Genomic DNA, 18,713 nt, shown 5'->3' with positions numbered 1-18,713 from the left:
TTTTAATTATTTCATGAATTTAAGTCGCAAACTGTTCAGTACCACAGAAACGGAACTGAATGCCATCGCCGCGCTTGCCAGCATCGGGTTCAACAGAATCCCGAAGAAGGGATAGAGCAGCCCGGCAGCGATCGGAATGCCGATCAGGTTATAGATAAAGGCCCAGAACAGGTTCTGCCGGATCAGTTTGACCGTTTGCCGGGAGATACGGATCGCTTCGGGCAACAACAAAAGGTCGGAGGTCAACAGGGTCACCATAGCCACATCCATGGCGATGTCTGTTCCTTTGCCCATGGCGATGCTCACATCTGCACGTGCCAATGCCTGCGAATCGTTAATCCCGTCGCCAACCATCGCCACCTTTCGCCCTTTTTCCTGCAGGCTGCGGATGTATTGATCTTTCTCATCAGGCAATGCCTGCCCTTTGTGGTGCGGTATGCCGGTGGCCTTTGCTACATACACCGCGGTGCGGTTGCTGTCGCCCGTCAATAGATGCGTTTCTATACCGTGATTGCGCAAGGCCTGTATCGCCGGAAACGAGGTGGGTTTGATCGGATCCGCAATGGAAAAAACAGCCAATAACTGCCCGGCCTTTCCAAAGTAAATAATCGTTTTCCCCTCGGCCTCCCATTGCGAAACCACCTCCGGCACGGATGCCTTCTCCGGCAATAGGCGATAGCTGCCTACCCAGTAGGTATCAGTTCCCAGATCAAGGGTGATCCCCTGCCCGGTCAGGCTCTGGAAACGGTCGGAAACGACCGCTTTGGCTCCCTCTTTCTCCAGCCAGCGCAGGAGAGCCGAAGCCAATGGATGCTCCGAGTGCATCTCCGCCGTATATAAGATATTTCGAAGTTTGGGGCTCTCTTCCCCAATCCAACAGGCGTTGATCACCTCCGGTTTGCCTTCTGTCAATGTACCTGTTTTATCCAATACGATGGTGTCTATTTGGCATAGGTTTTCCAACGCGAAAGCATCCTTTATCAGGATATGTTTTCCCGCCGCTTTGCCCACGCCCACCATCAAGGCGGTGGGGGTAGCCAGTCCCAAAGCACAGGGACAGGCAATCACCAGGACGGACACCGCCGAGAGCAACCCGTAGGAGAAGGCATTGTCGCCTCCCCATATGATCCAAATAATAAAGGTCACTAACGATAATCCGATCACAGACGGCACGAAGATGGCGCTTATCTTATCCACGATGCGTTGCACAGGCGCTTTGCTTCCCTGTGCCTGTTGCACCATCTGTACGATCTGCGCCAACACGGTCGCGTTGCCCACACCGGTTGCTTCCATCGTGAAGGCTCCCTGTTGGTTGATCGTTCCCGCCATGGCTTTGTCGCCGGTTTGTTTTTCGACCGGCAAGGATTCGCCGCTCAGCATACTTTCGTCGATAAATGAATGGCCGTGTGTAACGATCCCGTCGACGGGAATACGCTCGCCCGGTCTGACGGCAACGAGGTCGCCGGCTTTCAATACAGCGATCGGCACCTCTGTCTCTTCCCCCTCCCATACACGACGGGCTGTTTTAGGCTGTAGCCCCATCAGGCCGCGGATGGCCGACGAGGTGCTGTGGCGCGCCCGCTCTTCCAATAATTTTCCGAGCAAGACGAAGGCGATAATCACCCCGGATGCCTCGTAATAGACATGCGGTTCGATGCCTCTCGATGTCCAAAAGGAGGGATAGAGTGTATTGAACAGGCTGAAAAGGAAAGCAATCGTCGTGCTCAGCGCCACTAACGTGTCCATATTGGCTTTTCCCCGGATGGCATGCCGGAAGCCGTTGGTATAGAAATGACGGCCGAAGGCAATCATAATCGCAAGAGCCAACCCCATCATCACCCAATTGGCGTAGGGTGCATGCATAAAAAACATGCCGAGAACAGCCAATGGAAGTGCCAGAATCCAGGCACCGATCGTGCGTCGCTTGGCCTGTTCGTAGCGCAGGCGCGACATCTCCTCCTGTTTCCCGACAGGATCCTCCTCTTCAATGATCAGATCATATCCCGCTTTTTGCACGGCATCGCGTATATCCTCCGGTGATAATAGGTCAGGTTGGTAGGTGACCGTCAGGGTGCCTGCCGCGAAATTAACCGCCGCTTCTACGACCCCCGGCATATGTTGAACGGTTTGCTCCACATTGGTTGCACAAACCGCGCAGCTCATCTCCAGTACAGGAAGTGTTTTGGTGTCTAACGTTTTCATTTGATTTGCCAGTTTTATAAGGTGATTCCTTCCAAATAGGTTAGGATCTCGCCTTCGTTATCGGGATGAAACCAGGTGATTTCCGGATCGCGCTTGAACCAGGTCATCTGCTTTCGGGCATAGACCCGGCTGTTGCGTTTGATCTTTTCGACGGCCAGATCGAGCGACCAGGTGCCATCGAAGTATTGGAATAGTTCTTTGTAGCCTACGGTGTTCAATGAGTTCAGGTGGCGATAGGGGTAGACGGCGCGTGCCTCTTCGAGCAATCCATCTTTCATCATTTGGTCGACGCGTTGGTTGATACGCGTGCATAATTCATCGCGCTCCCGAGTTAGTCCGATTTTAATGATCCGGAAGGGTCGCTCTTTATGGCTCTTTGTACGAAAAGTGGAGTAGGGGAGTCCGGTTTGTCGGCATATCTCAACGGCATGGATGACCCGTTTGTAGTTGTGGCGGTCGACCTCTTCGTAGTGTTGCGGATCCCTTTGTTGTAGTTCTTCGAGGATCGGTTGCAGCCCTTCACGCTCGTATTGCGCATAGAGGGCCTCCCGAATCTCGGGAAGAACGGTTGGTATCTCATCGATGCCCCGACACACGGCATCGATATACATCATAGAGCCACCTGTCATCACGACTACCTCTTGTTGTGTGAACAACTCTTCCAATAGCGAAAGAACACGCTCCTCGAAGAGGCTGGCACTGAAATAATCGGTCAGAGAGAGCATGCCTACCATATAATGGGGCACACGGGCTGTTTGCTCCGGAGTAGGAGCAGCCGTTCCTATCGGTAATTCTTTATAAACCTGGCGGGAATCGGAAGAGATAATAGCAGTTTGATACTTCTCGGCCAGGCGCAGACTCAGCTCGGTCTTCCCCACACCGGTCGGTCCCAACAACACAAGAAGTGTTTTCATCAGAAGCTCTCGTCGCTGAACATCTCGTCACTGATACTGTCCAGTCCTTCAAATCCGGCTCCGTCAAGCTCGTCCATGTCGTATTCGGAGTCTCCGTAGAACTCCTCACCTACGCTGCCGGTGACAATCGTCTTGGTGTCGATTTCATCAAAGGCCATCAGTTGGGGAGGCGCTATGCCGATGGATTTGCTGACGATCGGTTCGGAGAGATCTTGTCCGGGAATGATCTCGCGCAGCTCCATAAAGAAGGCGCGCTCGGTCATATAGTCAAATACAAACAGAAGCTTCTGGTGCTCGTCTTCCAACAAATCTTCGAGCAGTGTTTCCTCCATAATGTAGTTATCGACTTCAGAAGAGGTGTCCATTTCTACACGGGTCACTTCCATTTTCTTACTCCAGTCGTCGTCGCAAATAAAGAAGGAGGTGATCTGGTCACGGCTGTATCCGACGGAGTCGAGCAAGATATCATGCAACTCTAAGAAAGTGGCTTCAGCATCGATGCGGATCTCGCGTTTGAAGTCATCGACTTCATCTGATAAGATAAGAAATCTGAATATCATATTTGTAACTGTTTAGGTTCTTCAAATGTAGTGAAAAATGAATGTAAAATCAAACACGCTTGGGCGATGCCGAAACACATCCTATATTCGACAAAAGTAGAAAAAAATATCTGATGAAACAACTGCGGAAATATGATATTTATAAAGCAGAAAGCCCTTAAAGACATTGATTCTTTAAGGGCTTTATAAATAGGATGGATGGACGTAAGCCTATCCGCGTTTCTTTGTTGTTTTTTTGGCCGGTTTCGGGTTTTTATCAGCCTCTTCTATGATCTGGCGCACCTCTTCCAAGGTTAAGTCCTCTGGTTTGGTGCCTTTGCGCGGGATCTTATAGTTCTTACCTTTATAGGCGATATAGGGGCCAAAGCGACCATTCAGTATTTCCAACTCCGGCTCTTCCTCGAACTTCTTGATGAATCGCTGTGCCTCTTTCTGTTGCTTCTCTTCGATTAGGGCGATCGATTCTTCGAGCGTGATCGACAATGGATTCAATGTTTTCGGGATAGAGACAAATTTACCGTCGTGACGAATAAATGGTCCGAAGCGCCCCACGGCTGCCACCACCTCTTGACCGTTGTACTCCCCGACAGTGCGTGGCAGGTCGAAAAGCTTCAGCGCCTCTTCCAGTGTGATGGTTTCAATGGATTGTCCCTTCATCAGAGAGGCAAATTGCGGTTTCGGTGCCTCTTTGTCGTCGGGGTTAGCCTGGCCGATCTGTGCGATGGGACCATAACGTCCGATCTTCACGAACACAGGATTTCCGCTTTTGGGGTCAATGCCCAATTGGCGTTCGCCAACTTTGTGCTCCGTACGGATGGCTTTTACCTCGTCCACTTTCGGGTGGAAGAACTTATAGAACTTATCAATGGCTTTCGTCCATTCCAGTTCCCCATCGGCAATCGTGTCGAACTCTTTCTCTACGCTTGCGGTGAAGTTATAGTCTAAGATGTCGGGGAAGTATTCCAACAGAAAATCATTCACCACCGTGCCAATGTCGGTCGGCATCAGTTTGTTGCGATCAAACCCTACCTTTTCTGTCTTGGTTACCTCGCTTATCTTGTCGTTTTCCAACGATATGATTTCGTAATCGCGGTTGATGCCCTCCTTATCGCCCTTCACAACATACTCGCGGTTTTGCACCGTCTGAATAGTCGGTGCGTAGGTAGAGGGGCGTCCGATGCCCAGCTCTTCCAAACGGCGCACCAGGCTGGCCTCCGTATAGCGGGGCGGACGCTGTGTGAAGCGTTCGGTCGCTACAATATCTTTGGCCAAAAGCACATCGTTCAGGTTTACTGCCGGCAACAAACCGTTGTCCTGTTCGTTTTCACCCTCCTCGTCGTTGCTCTCCAGGTAAACCTGCAAGAAGCCGTCGAAGGTGATCACTTCGCCGGTAGCAGCGAATTTCTCTTTTTTGTTGTTGCTGATGGCCACGGTGATGGTCGTACGTTCCAACTCCGCGTCAGCCATCTGAGAAGCGATCGTGCGTTTGCGGATCATGTCGTACAAGCGCTTTTCCTGGGCACTGCCGCTGATCTCCGTCTGAGAAAGATAGGTGGGACGGATCGCTTCGTGTGCCTCTTGTGCTCCTTTGGTTTTTGTATTGTATTGGCGGAACTTATAGTATTTCTCGCCGTATTCTTCTATGATAGCCTCTTTTGCCGCACCCAGCGCCAGGTTGCTCAGGTTGACCGAGTCGGTACGCATATAGGTGATGAATCCGGACTCATACAGTCGTTGTGCCAGCGTCATCGTTTGCGAAACAGAAAAGCCCAGCTTGCGTGCCGCCTCCTGTTGCAAGGTGGAGGTGGTAAACGGTGGTGCCGGCGATTTCCGTACCGGTTTACGTGTAATATCTTCTATGGAGAAGGCGGCGTTCCGGCATGATTCCAGGAAGGCCAATACCTCTTTTTTGTCTTTCAATCGTTTGTTGAGCTCTGCCTTCAATAGTGTGGTGCCGTCGGGCAACACAAACGTGGCGATCACCCGGTAGGATGCTTCCGATACAAACGCGTTGATATCGCGTTCGCGCTCTACGATCAAACGAACAGCTACCGACTGCACACGTCCGGCAGACAACGCCGGTTTCACCTTCTTCCAAAGGATCGGCGAAAGCTCAAACCCTACGATACGATCGAGTACGCGACGTGCCTGTTGCGCATTCACTAAGTCGATATTGATCTCGCGCGGTGTCTCAATCGCATGCAAGATGGCATTTTTGGTGATTTCGTGAAAAACGATTCGTTTTGTCTTTGCCGGATCCAATTCGAGCGCCTCGCTCAGATGCCATGAGATGGCCTCCCCTTCGCGGTCCTCATCGGAAGCAAGCCAGACAACTTCAGACTTCTTTGCCTCTTTTTTCAGTTCGGTTACCAGTTTCTTTTTATCCGTGGGAATAACGTATTCGGGTTTGTAGTTGTGTTCAAAATCAATACTTATTTCTTTTGCTTTTAGGTCACGGATATGCCCATAGCTTGAGAGTACCTTAAAGTCTTTACCAAGGAATTTTTCAATGGTCTTTGCCTTTGCTGGTGATTCTACAATAACCAGGTTTTTATTCATTTTACTCAAATTTTTTGAAATCGAGTGCAAACATACGCAAATAATTCACGCCAAGAGGCACACGACTGTAAAAAACCGCTTTTTTTAATAATGTATAAGATTTGACTACCCGTTTCCTTGGAGAGGAAATTATGGTATCGGAAGTAAAACATAGAAGGTAGAACCAACTCCTAATTGAGAGGTAGCCCAGATCTCTCCATTCATTTTGGTGACCAGCCCTTTACAGATAGCCAAGCCAAGTCCGACCCCTTTCTGGCCGTTCTGCAATTGGGTGAACCGCCCGAAAATACTCTCCAGTTGGTTCTCCGGAATCCCTTCGCCGGTGTCTTCTACGTAGAAGCGTACATTCTTCTCTTGTATCTCATAGCCGAAACGAATAGAGCCCTGTGGCGTATGCTTGATGGCATTGGTCAGTAGGTTAGTCAATACTTGTATCAGGCGGTTACGATCCGTATTCAACGTCAATGCTTCGCATGGTGAAAGGACAAACGATACATTTTCAGGCACCCGGAATGAAAGCATATTATATACATCTTTCATTAAAGTAGGAATATCTTGCATGGAATAGACCAGCGACATCGAGTCCGACTCGATTTTAGAGATATCCAGTACGTCACTGATCAGGCGTTGTAATAGCTCGTTATTGCTTTGAATAATACCGGCAAACTCTTCCCGTGCCTCCTTGTCTTCCTCTTCAATCAGTATTTGCGAGAAGCCGACGATCGCGTTCAGCGGTGTCCGGATCTCATGATTCATATTGGCCAGGAAGGTCGATTTCAAGGCATCCGCCTCTTCCGCTTTCTCTTTAGCGACGCGTAGTTGCTCACGTCTACGACGAAGTGTATGCATCATCTTGATCAATACAAATATGATCAGGAGTAGAAGCGTGCATCCGAGCAATAAGATAGTCGTCATCTGACGGGCCTGTTTCGCTTTCGCCTCCATTTGTTGGCTTTCCAGTTCCAGACGTTCCACCTCGTTTTTTGTTCGGATACCTGCCAGTGTCGTATTGAACTCCTGGCGGTTTATCGAGTCTTTTAATACGAGCATCTCGCGAGATACTTGTAGTGATTCATCTAAGCGACCAAGCTGTTCCAATGCTTTTGATTTAAAAGATAGCGCATTGTAAAGCTGTTGGTTGTATCCTCTGGATCGATTGTTTTTTTCTAAGCTCAGAATATAGGGCATAGCATTTTCGTATTCGCCTTTTTGCAGATAATAAAGCGCGTAGATGCTGTTAAATTCTGATTTGGCTCGTTGCAAATTCTCCATGTCAGCAATCTTCTGTGCTTGCTGTATTTGCTCCCAGGCATTCTCTAACTGTTTTGCGGCAATATACTCACGGGCTAAAAACCGATGGATCACATATTCCTGCTCAAGAATACTGTTTTCCTTATCCAAATGGGTAAGTCCTTGCTTTTTGCAATTCTCGAGAAATTCGATCCCTTCCCGCAAGTAGACAATCCGTTTCTCGGACGTAGGAGGGCGGTTGAATAACTGGCGGTAAATGTTGAATATCTTCACCGGAGGGGCATTTCTTGCCTCCATACGTCGCATAACCTCTACATAGAGTTGTTCTGCCTCATCATTCATATCGTTCGCGAAATAGAAATCGGCCAGTGCCTGATCGGCAATCTCTATCCCTTCCGGAAAATCATATTCCTTGCTCAATGTTCGCAACTCTTCGATAACAGCCAATGCTTCTTCTTTATTGCCTCGTCGATTACTCATGTAGACATCCCATGCCTTAATACGGAAAAATTCATCATAACGCTGCTGTTTCAATAACAATGGATAGAGCTGTTGCGATCTGTTACGCATACTGTCCTGGCTGACCCCATAGAAATGTTTCACCAGTCCAAACAGGGCATTGGCCAGGTAAGTTTCATTTTTCTGTTTTAGTGCCTCTTCTTCGAGCCAATAGGCATAGATCTGGCGATTGGTGTTGACGATGTTTTCGTCTAAGCGGTCATTCAGATAGGCTAAACGCTCCGAATCGGGTACCGATTCGAGCTGTTGTTTCAGACTATCAACCGTTGCCGGGTTTTGTCCTTGGATAGGTATGAAAGAAAGCAATAGCAGACAAAATACTATTACCGGGATACCTTGTCTTTTTTTCATCTATTAAGTTTGAGGCCTTTTCTGAGGCACCTCTACATAGAAGGTCGATCCTTCTCCCTCCTTGGAGTGAACCCAAATTGATCCGGCCATTTTAGTTACCAGCCCTTTACATATGGCTAAGCCCAATCCGACTCCTCTCTTCCCATTGGTCAACTGGACAAAGCGATCAAAAATACTACTCTGTTCTTCTTCCGGAATTCCCTCACCGGTATCTTCCACATAAAAGCGAACATTTTTTCCTAATAATTCATAGCCAAAACGAATAGAACCACCCTCCGGAGTATGCTTCATAGCGTTTGTCAACAGATTCGTCAGTATCTGAATCAAGCGGTTCCTGTCTGTGTCTATGGTGCATGCTTCGCAGGGATCCAAAGCGAAATTTACTTTCGTTCGGGTCTGCTCTATCCGCATCCGGATCATGTCATACACCTCTTTCATCAGCCCCGGTAATTCCTGCGGGTAATAGATCAACGACATCGAGTTGGACTCAATCTTCGATATATCCAATACATCGGCAATCAGCCGCTGCAACAATTCGTTGTTATGCTGGATGATCTGGGCAAACTCCTTCCGGGTCTCTTTCTCTTCCTCTTCGATCAATACCTGGGAGAAACCAACAATGGAATTCAGCGGCGTACGAATCTCATGATTCATATTAGCCAAAAAGGCCGATTTCAATTGATCCGACTCCTCCGCTTTTTCCTTGGCAATCTTCAGTTCTGCCTGGTTTCGCTTGATGATTCGTATCAGGTAGATCAGCCCCAGGATCACAATAAACAATACGAGACATCCTAACACTAAGAACATCATGCGCTGATGCGACTGCTTCGCTTTGGCTTCCATGCGCTCTTTTTCTAACTCCAGCCGTTCTACCTCATATTCCGTACGCACATTCGCGAGCGTTTCATGAAAAGACTGTCTGTCTAACGAATCTTTCAGGTTCGTAAGCTGTATGACCGTTTCGTAAGCCTCTTTCGAGCGTCCCAACTCATTGAGCATATCCGCCTTATGCGTCAGTTCTTGTACGAGAAGATCCAAATGACCTTTGGTTTGCGCATTGTGGATTGACTGGTTGACATATTCGATCCCTTTTTGGTAATCGCCCGTAAAATAATAATACTGGTAATAGATCTGCTCCAGCTCGCTCTCTTTATAGGGCAGGTGATGAAGTGTGCCTATCGAATCGGCTTTCTGAAGATAGGTCCATGCCAGTGGGTATTCCCTCAATTGCACATAGGTGTGCGCATAGGTTCGGTAGATTACATATTCCAGCGAATGCAGCGGATTCTCCGAGTCGAGTTCTGTCTCTCCCCGTTTCCGGCTATCTTCTAATAGCTCTTCCGCTTTGGCTAAGTAATCGACCTTTCTCTGCAGATTACTCATTCGGGTGATCAGTTGCCGTATGATATAATAACGCTTGACTGGTGGGGCGTTTCGTTTTTCCATCCGATCGATCACGCTTAGGTAGAGTCGTTCGGCATCTTCCTGCAGATTGTTGGAAAAATAGAAATCGGCCATTGCCTGATCTGCCATCTCCCGGCCTTGAGGGAATCCTACTTTGTCGCTGAATGTTCTTAGCGCTTCTACCGCTGGCAGTACTTCTTCAAAACGCCCTCCCTTATTCAACAGGTAGATGGCCCATGCTTTCATCCGGCAGATATCCTCCAGGCGTTCGAGTTTGACGAACAGAGGCTCCGCTTTTTCGATCCAATACATCGCGCTGTCAACATTGGTTCCGTAAAAATGGCGCGACATGAAATAGATCGCATCCGCTTCTGCCTCTTCGTTGTGCTGACGTAATGCCTCAGGGTAAAGCAAGCGGGCATACACCAATCGGGCGGGAGTCAGTCCGTATTTCTCCAACTCTCCCTGTAGATAGGGGATACGCTCATTCTCTGGCATGTTCTGCACAATATTTTCCACACTATCCGCAAAAGCAGTTTGCTGGGCAAATGCACTTGACACACTCAAGAGAAGAAGTAATATAGAAATACAGAACCTCATAATGGACAAATATACAAATATTTATTAGCTTAATGCAGCAATGCTATCTTTTAACGATTGAATTTTGCTTTCTGCATCGGCCTGTTTTTTTCGCTCCGTTTCAATTACATTGGCTGGCGCTTTACTAACAAAATTTTCATTGCTTAGTTTTTTTATGACCGAAGCAAGGAATCCTTCCTGATAGGTAAGCTCTTCGTTCAGCTTCGCCAACTCTTCTTCCACATTCATCAGGTTGCCCAGCGGAACAGCATATTCGGTCGTTCCAACGAGGAACGAAACCGCTCCGGCAGCCTTTTCTGCTGCTTTGTTGATGGCCGACAGGTTACACATCTTGCTGATCACCGGGTCAAGTGCCTCGTTGTGATTGCCCAGTATCTGCAGCTCCAGCGTTTCCTTGTTTGGTATATTCTTTTGCAAACGGATCGTACGCACCCCGCTGACAATCTCTTTTACGGCTTCGAAGGCCGCCAGGTAGTTGTCGTCTGTTTCGCCTCCCTTTGGCATAATAGCCATCATAATGCTCTCTCCCGCATGGCGTGGAGCAAGTGCCTGCCAGAGCTCTTCGGTGATAAACGGCATAAACGGATGCAACAGGCGAAGCAATGAGTCAAAGAACGAAAGGGTCGCTTCGTAGGTCGCTTTGTCGATTGGCTGTTCGAATCCCGGTTTTACCATTTCCAGGTACCAGGCCGAGAACTCATCCCAGAAGAGTTTATAGACCGTCATCAGCGCTTCGCTCAGGCGATATTTATCTAATAGGTCATCCATCTCGGCAGCCGTCTTGTCGAGCTGCATCTCAAACCATTTCACCGCCGACGCCGCCGCCTCGGGCTGAGCGATCGTCTCGTCCACTTTCCAGCCTTTTACCAAGCGGAAAGCATTCCATATCTTATTATTGAAATTACGTCCCTGTTCGCAAAGTGATTCGTCGAAGGGGATATCGTTTCCTGCCGGAGCCGTCAGCATCAAGCCCATACGAACGCCATCGGCTCCGTAGGTATCGATCAAACCCAGCGGGTCGGGTGAGTTACCAAGCGATTTCGACATCTTACGTCCCTGCTTGTCGCGCACCAGACCGGTGAAATAGACATTGCGGAACGGCATCTCCTTTTCATATTCGTATCCCGACATGATCATACGTGCCACCCAGAAAAAGATAATATCCGGGCCGGTCACCAGGTCGTTGGTCGGATAATAATACTTCATCTCCTCGTTTCCGGGATTGTTGATACCGTCGAAAAGCGAGATCGGCCATAGCCAGGAAGAGAACCAGGTGTCCAGGCAGTCTTCATCCTGACGCAGATCCGTCAATTGCAGGGCTGCGTTGCCGCTCTTCTCCCGTGCCAGTTGTAAGGCTTTCTCGGCTGTTTCGGCCACAACAAATCCGCCTTCCGGCAGGTAGTAGGCCGGGATTCGGTGTCCCCACCACAATTGGCGGCTGATACACCAATCCTTTATGTTTTCCATCCAGTGGCGGTAGGTGTTCTTAAACTTGGGCGGATAGAATTTCAACTCATCATTCATCACCACCTCCAGAGCCGGCTTGGCCATCTCCTCCATTTTCAGGAACCACTGCATCGATAGTTTCGGTTCGATCGGCACATGGGTACGTTCCGAATAGCCCACCTTATTGTCGTAATCTTCTACCTTTTCCAGCAGTCCGGCTGCCTCCAGGTCGAGTGTGATTTGCTTTCGCACATCAAAACGATCCATACCGATGTATAATTCACCGGCTTCGTTGATGGTTCCGTTGTCGTTGAATATATCGATCGACGGCAGGTTATATTTCTCGCCCAACACATAGTCGTTCACATCATGCGCCGGAGTCACTTTCAGTCCTCCGGTACCGAATTCCATATCCACATAATCGTCCATGATCACCGGAATGGAGCGGTTCACCAGCGGCACAATCACCCGTTTCCCCTTCAGAGAAGTATAACGCGGGTCGTTCGGGTTCACGCATACGGCCGTATCACCCAGGATCGTCTCCGGGCGGGTGGTGGCGATCACGATATGTGCATCTCCTTCGCCTTCTATCTTGTAACGCAGATAGTATAGTTTGCTATGCTCTTCTTTGTAGATCACCTCTTCGTCGGAAACGGCAGTCAATGCCTGCGGATCCCAGTTTACCATGCGGATGCCACGGTAAATCAATCCTTTATTGTACAGATCGGTAAACACCTTAATCACGCTTTCTGAACGGATCTCGTCCATCGTAAAGGCGGTGCGATCCCAGTCACAGGAAGCACCCAAGCGGCGTAACTGCTGCAGGATAATGCCCCCGTGCTCTTCTTTCCACTCCCAGGCATGTTCCAGGAAGGCTTCGCGTGTAAGGTCGTTTTTGCTGATACCCTTCTCCGCCAGTTTGCCTACTACTTTGGCTTCCGTGGCGATAGAGGCATGGTCGGTACCCGGTACCCAGCAGGCATTCTTTCCCTGCATACGGGCGCGGCGCACCAGAATATCCTGAATCGTATTGTTAAGCATATGCCCCATGTGAAGCACCCCGGTGACGTTTGGCGGAGGAATGACGATTGTATAAGGTTCCCGCTCATCGGGTTCCGACTTGAATAATTGATTGTCTAACCAATACTGATACCATTTTCCTTCCACTTCCGCGGGATTGTACTTACTTGCGATTTCCATACTACTTAATACGATGTATCTTATACTTTATTTATCAAACAGGTATAGGCATTTTGCCTGCCTACCCAAAAAGAGCACAAATGTATAAAAAAAAACAACTTCCTTTACTATTCTATTGATTCATTTGGAAATATGAGGAAGCCGAGGCAAAAGCGCATGGCTTTTTTGGCTTACATTTTGATCTTACTGTTATCTTTGCCGGAAATAGGCTATTCGATCGATTTCAACTATAATAAGCATGATTTTAATAAACCGTCTGTTCCTTCTCCTGTTTGCTTTTTCCCTTTTTGTCTTACCCTCAGAGGCACAAGAGCAGCGCTTCACTATCAGTGGGCGTGTGACGGATGCATCGAGTGGTGAAGATCTGATCGGGGCAGGAGTGATGGTGAAGGGCACCCGTTTAGGGACGGTAACCAACGCCTACGGTCATTATGCCTTGCCACTACCAACCGGCGAATACACCCTGGTCTTCTCCTACCTGGGCTATGAAACCAAGGAGGTAGAGATCCTTCTGGGTGAGGATCAGCGTTTGACGGTTCGCCTAACGCCCGGCGTGAACCAGCTCTCGGAGGTGGTGGTCTCCGCCGAGGGGCAGAATGCGCATGTGAGCAAGGTGGAGATGAGCACGGAGCGATTGACTGTCAAAGAGATCAAGCGTATTCCCGCCCTGATGGGTGAGATCGATGTGATCAAAGCGATCCAGTTGCTGCCGGGTGTCCAGGCGGCTGCCGAAGGTACCTCCGGTTTCAGTGTCCGTGGTGGTGGGCATGATCAGAACCTGATCCTTTTAGACGAGGCTACGGTCTATAATGCTTCCCATCTGATGGGTTTCTTCTCGGTGTTTAATAACGATGCCATCAAAGATGTGACACTCTATAAAGGCGATATCCCCGCCAGCTTTGGGGGGCGGCTCTCTTCTCTGTTGGATATCCGGTCGAAAGAGGGCAACACGCAGCGTTTCGCAGCCACTGGAGGGATTGGGTTGATCTCCAGTCGCCTGACGTTAGAAGGGCCGGTCGTCAATGAGAATGCCTCTTTCCTTGTCTCGGCGCGGCGCACCTATGCCGATCTCTTTCTGAAGTTGTCTAATAATGAAGATTTGCGTAAGTCGAGCCTTTATTTCTATGATATGAATGCCAAATTAAACTATAGGATCGATGATAACAACCGTATCTTCCTTTCCGGTTACCTGGGCAAGGATCATTTTGGGAATGAATTTGCAGGCATGGATTTTGCTAACAAAACCCTAACTGCCCGCTGGAATCATCTTTTCTCGCCCCGCCTTTTTTCTAACTTCTCGCTATTGGCCAGTGTGTATGACTACGCCATGTTGATGGATATCGATACTCAAATCAATCAGGAATGGAAATCGCAGATGCAGGACTGGGGGCTGAAAGCGGACTTCGCCTATCAACTTCATACCAACCATCAGCTGAAATTCGGTTACAACCTGCTCTATCATAACTTCATGCCCGGAGAAGGTGGCGGAATGACTGAGGAATCGATCATCGCACGTTTTGGCATGCCCCGCGAGTATGCACTGGAACATGGGCTCTACCTCTCTGCCGAATCGACCATTGCCGACCACTTGAAACTAAAGTATGGGCTGCGCTATTCGCTCTTCCAGAACATAGCCAACGGAGAGGAGCTCGACTGGTTGACAGACTATAAGGTAGCTTACAGCAAGACCTATGACCGCGGCACCTTCTATCACAACCAGGGACATCTCGAACCGCGCCTGGGAGTTGCCTACCTTTTCAACGATGAACACTCCGTAAAGGCCAGCTATTCGCGTACTGTACAGTATATCCAGTTGGCTTCCAACTCAACAGCCGGATCGCCTTTGGATATCTGGTTTCAGACATCCCACAATATCCGTCCGCAGATATGCGACCAATGGGCCTTGGGGTATTTCCGCAACTTTATGGGTAATCAATACGAAGCATCGGCGGAGCTCTATTATAAAAACCTGCGTCAGGTGATCGATTTCAAAGACCATGCGCAACTGATCGCCAACGAAAACCTGGAACAGGAGGTTCGTTTCGGTCGGGGGTATGCGGCTGGTTTGGAATTGATGGTTCGCAAAAACGAAGGGCCATTGACCGGTTGGGTGAGTTATACCCTTTCTAAAAGCCGTAGGCAGATAAGCGATATCAATGATGGATTGTGGTATCGCTCCCCTTACGACAAACCACATACGGTTTCTGTTGTCGCCAGTTATGAACTTTCTCCCAAATGGAATATCTCGGCCAACTGGGTATATGCCAGCGGTACGCCGGTGACCTATCCGACAGGGCGTTTCCAGATCGAAGGCACTTATATACCGATCTATTCGGGACGTAATGAATATCGCTATCCTGATTACCACCGGATGGATCTATCGGCCACCTGGCAACTCTCCAAGCCCGGTGCTCGTTTGCGGCATGAATTGAATATCTCCCTCTATAACGCGTATGGACGAAAGAACGCCTGGGCGATACGTTTCCGGCAAGATGCCGAGCGCCCCGATATGACCTATGCGGAAATGATCTACCTCTTCTCTGTTGTACCCTCCATTACCTGGAACTTTACCTTTTAACCGATCATAAGATGAATAGAATACGTCACATATTACCTCTCTGTTGGATCCTTTTTCTTGTTGTATCTCTGTATGCTTGCAAGGAAACAATCGACATTGATACTGATAATGCCCCGGAACGATTGATTATCTATGGTACCTATTCCAACGAAGTAAAGCGGCACTCTATCCGCTTGACCCGTTCAACAGGCTATTTTGAGACGACGCCTCCCCGAGGTGTATCAGGTGCCGTTGTGACGCTTCATAGCGGAGATAAATCGATCGAACTGTATGAATTATTGACCGAGCCGGGCACCTACCTGATGGATACTGCCCGCAAAGGAATAGAGGGGCAGGCGTATCGCCTGCATGTAGCGGTAGACTTTGATGGTGATGGCGAGACAGAAGAGTTTGAGGCCTCCTCTTATCTGCCATATGCTGCGCAACTTGATTCGATCGCTTTCCGGAAAGTTACCCTGATCAATGATATGATAGAGATCAAGCTCTATGGTCTGTTGCCTGATAATGAAGAGAATTATTTCAGTCTGCATGCTTCGCGCAACGGCCGTTTAATCAACGACTCCCTGGATGGCTATTTTATTATCAGCGATGAACACCTCGGCAAGAAGGAGTTCGATGGCGTCTCCTGCTTCTATTTGAACCAGAAAAATGAAGAGACATTGGTGCAACCGGGTGATGTGATTGAATTGACGGTGGATGTAATCAACAAGGACTACGCCGACTTCCTCTCTCATGCGCAAAGCGAAGCCGAAGGATCCATCCCGTTCTTTGGAGGTCCTCCGGCTAATGTCGAAACCAATTTTAGATCGCTGTATAACCCCGGGCAGGTGCCTGTGTCGGGCTTTTTTGCCGCCTATGCCCGGTCGACAGTGACGCGGGCATATGAATAGTTATCGTCCGCCTGCCGGCAGGTAATCGAGCCAATATTTCTCCATACTTTTGCGTAGGTGGCGGGTAGTGCCTTTCCCTTCGCTGATGCTATGGCTACGCATGGGGTAACTTATCTGGGAGAATACCTTTTCGTGTTCGATTAGTTTATTGACCAATAGTTCGCAATTCTGGTAATGCACATTGTCATCACCTGTTCCGTGGATCAACAATAGATTCCCCTGTAACCCTTCTACATACGTAATGGGAGAGCCTTTGCGGTAGCCTTCCGGATTAGCCTGTGGCGTATTCATATAGCGCTCTTGATAAATAGTGTCGTAAAGGCGTTGGTCGGCAACAAAAGCAACCGCGATGCCTGTGAGGAACACATCCGGGTAGCGGAACATACAGTTGAGTGTTTGGCTGCCGCCTCCACTCCATCCGGTAATGCCGATTCGCGATGGGTCGATGTAGGAGAACTGTCGCACCATGTCCATAATACCCCGGCATTGATCCTCGGAGGCAAAAGTACCTACCTCGCCATAGATACATTTGCGCCATTCTCTTCCGCGCGGCGTATTGGCACCCCGGTTTTCGATACTGACAATCAGGTATCCCAGGTTGGCAAGGTATTGGTGCCAGAGGTCTCCACCTCCCCAAGCGTCCTGTACGGTGGCACTGGCGGGCTCGCCATATACATCGATAATAACAGGGTATTTCTTTGTTGCATCGAAGTGGATTGGTTTGATTATCCAGGCATCCAACAGGAGGTCACCCGAGCGCACTTTCAGAAACTCTTTCGGGCGCAATCCCAGGGCGTCGTATTGCTCTTTGCCCTTTTGGTTGTCTACAATCACACGTGCCGTCTGGTGTTTCGGGAAAGAGACCATGGAGATAACGGGCGGTGTCACCGCATTATGGAAAGTATGTACCGCCCATTTGCCGGTGGGCGACATGGTGTAACGGTGCTGTCCCGCTTGGTCGATGGGTGAAAGCCGTTGCACTTCTCCTTTGCCCATCAGACGAGCCGAATAGAGATAACGCTGTGTGAAGTTATCGGGTGAAGCCATGAAATAGACCAGCCCCTTTTGTTTATCCATGCCTACGGGTGAAATATAGTCGAACTCCCCTTGGGTGATCGGCAGGATCTCTTTTCCGTCACGGCTCACCCGATAGAGGTGGCGCCAACCACTTCGCTCACTTTCCCAGGTGAAGTATGTATTGTTTTGCAACCATTGGATATTATCATTGGTATCCAGCCAGGCATCATCCCGGTCGGTAAAGATATTTTGCGGAGTCGGATTGTTCAGATCAACGATCCAGACAGTATTGGTGTTCTGTGGACGGTTGAGCTGCTGGATAAATAGTTCGTTGCTTTCCGGGATAAATTCCATGCGTGGCAGGTAGTTATTGCGTGGATCACCCGGTATATCGATCCAGGTAGTCTTCCCCCCCGTTGCCGCGATAAAGCCGACCTTCACCGCCGAATTGGCCGTGCCTGCTTTCGGATAGGGGAAATGTAGGATGGTGGGGTAGAGCTGATCGACGTTGTTGATAATGTCGAATACGCCCGTTCCTTCCGTATCGCTTTGCCAGTAGGCGATCTGCTTTCCGTCAGGACTCCACCGGAAGCCGTCTCGACAGCTGAACTCTTCTTCGTAGACCCAATCGAAGGTGCCATTAACAATTGTCTCATTGCCGTCGAAGGTGAGTTGAGTAATTGTTTCCGAGGCCAGCTCTTCCACATAAATATTGTTTTTCGATACATAGGCTACGCGGGTAGCGTCGGGCGAGAATTTGGCAAACATCAGGGAAGACTCCGGCAAGCCCTTGCCGATCTGTTGCAACTTGTTGTCGGTCAGATTGAGCACCCAGTAGTCACCCCGTGTGTCATAGCGCCATACCCGTTGGGTATTATTGTAGATCAATACTTTCTGATTGTCGTCGCTCCAAGTGATACTGCGTATCGGTAGGGGCTTTCCGGTTGCCTTATTGATAAAGAGCGAGGAGGGAATCAACAGCTCCCGTTTGTTGTCTTTGGCTCGGTAGGCCACCACGTCCATACCTCCTGTTTCGGCATTGTATTCCAAGCGGCTGTAGCGCTCGCCGTCTTTTAGCCAGTTAATTGTTCCGCTTCCTTCGGTCTGTATTAGCCGGCCTGAGAAGACATCGTCGAAACGTAATGGATTTTGCGCAGTCGCGGCTGTGCCGTGGAGGCATAGAAATAGTGTCAGCGTAAAGATAAAAATCTGTTTCATGGTG

The 18,713-nt window shown here is 49.2% G+C and carries 10 protein-coding genes; 2 read left to right on the top strand and 8 right to left on the bottom strand.

What is annotated here, in order from left to right; genetic code table 11:
• Window positions 1–6 precede the first annotated feature (6 nt).
• The 7 genes from M2134_RS00560 to M2134_RS00530 all read right to left on the bottom strand — a co-directional run bounded on the left by M2134_RS00560 (window position 7) and on the right by M2134_RS00530 (window position 13,006).
• The gene (locus tag M2134_RS00560; protein WP_280749451.1) at window positions 7–2,202 is read right to left on the bottom strand and encodes a heavy metal translocating P-type ATPase; all 2,196 of its coding nucleotides are present in this window, start codon (window positions 2,200–2,202) and stop codon (window positions 7–9) included.
• A gap of 14 nt (window positions 2,203–2,216) precedes the next feature.
• Window positions 2,217–3,116 carry a tRNA (adenosine(37)-N6)-dimethylallyltransferase MiaA gene (miaA, locus tag M2134_RS00555; RefSeq protein WP_280749450.1) on the bottom strand — a complete coding sequence of 300 codons (900 nt, stop codon included), beginning with the start codon at window positions 3,114–3,116 and terminating at the stop codon, window positions 2,217–2,219.
• Complete coding sequence (locus M2134_RS00550; RefSeq protein ID WP_280749449.1) at window positions 3,116–3,676, bottom strand: hypothetical protein; 561 nt, start codon at window positions 3,674–3,676, stop codon at window positions 3,116–3,118. The genes miaA and M2134_RS00550 overlap by 1 nt, the downstream gene beginning before the upstream one ends.
• A gap of 210 nt (window positions 3,677–3,886) precedes the next feature.
• Complete coding sequence (topA, locus tag M2134_RS00545; RefSeq protein WP_280749448.1) at window positions 3,887–6,235, bottom strand: type I DNA topoisomerase; 2,349 nt, start codon at window positions 6,233–6,235, stop codon at window positions 3,887–3,889.
• Between the two features lie 129 nt (window positions 6,236–6,364).
• On the bottom strand, window positions 6,365–8,356 hold the full coding sequence (locus tag M2134_RS00540; RefSeq protein WP_280749447.1) for a HAMP domain-containing sensor histidine kinase: 1,992 nt from the start codon (window positions 8,354–8,356) through the stop codon (window positions 6,365–6,367).
• A gap of 3 nt (window positions 8,357–8,359) precedes the next feature.
• On the bottom strand, window positions 8,360–10,258 hold the full coding sequence (locus M2134_RS00535; protein ID WP_280749446.1) for an ATP-binding protein: 1,899 nt from the start codon (window positions 10,256–10,258) through the stop codon (window positions 8,360–8,362).
• Window positions 10,259–10,384: 126 nt separating this feature from the next.
• Window positions 10,385–13,006, bottom strand: a complete 2,622-nt coding sequence (locus M2134_RS00530) for a valine--tRNA ligase (protein WP_280749445.1) — start codon at window positions 13,004–13,006, stop codon at window positions 10,385–10,387.
• A gap of 238 nt (window positions 13,007–13,244) precedes the next feature.
• Between M2134_RS00530 and M2134_RS00525 the strand changes: the two genes are divergently transcribed.
• Window positions 13,245–15,584 (top strand): TonB-dependent receptor, encoded by a 2,340-nt coding sequence (locus M2134_RS00525; RefSeq protein WP_280749444.1) that lies wholly within the window; start codon window positions 13,245–13,247, stop codon window positions 15,582–15,584.
• An 11-nt stretch (window positions 15,585–15,595) separates the two neighbouring features.
• Entirely contained in the window at window positions 15,596–16,474 is an 879-nt protein-coding gene (locus M2134_RS00520; protein WP_280749443.1) for a DUF4249 family protein, read from the top strand.
• On the opposite strand, the gene M2134_RS00515 is transcribed toward M2134_RS00520, so the two are convergent.
• A complete protein-coding gene (locus M2134_RS00515; RefSeq protein ID WP_280749442.1) occupies window positions 16,475–18,709 on the bottom strand; it encodes a S9 family peptidase in 2,235 nt (744 codons plus the stop codon).
• Between the last annotated feature and the right edge of the window lie 4 nt (window positions 18,710–18,713).

Source organism: Parabacteroides sp. PM6-13 (assembly GCF_029892605.1).
In the GTDB taxonomy this organism is placed as follows: Bacteria; Bacteroidota; Bacteroidia; order Bacteroidales; family Tannerellaceae; genus QVMG01.
This window is presented reverse-complemented; position numbering and strand designations above follow the sequence as displayed.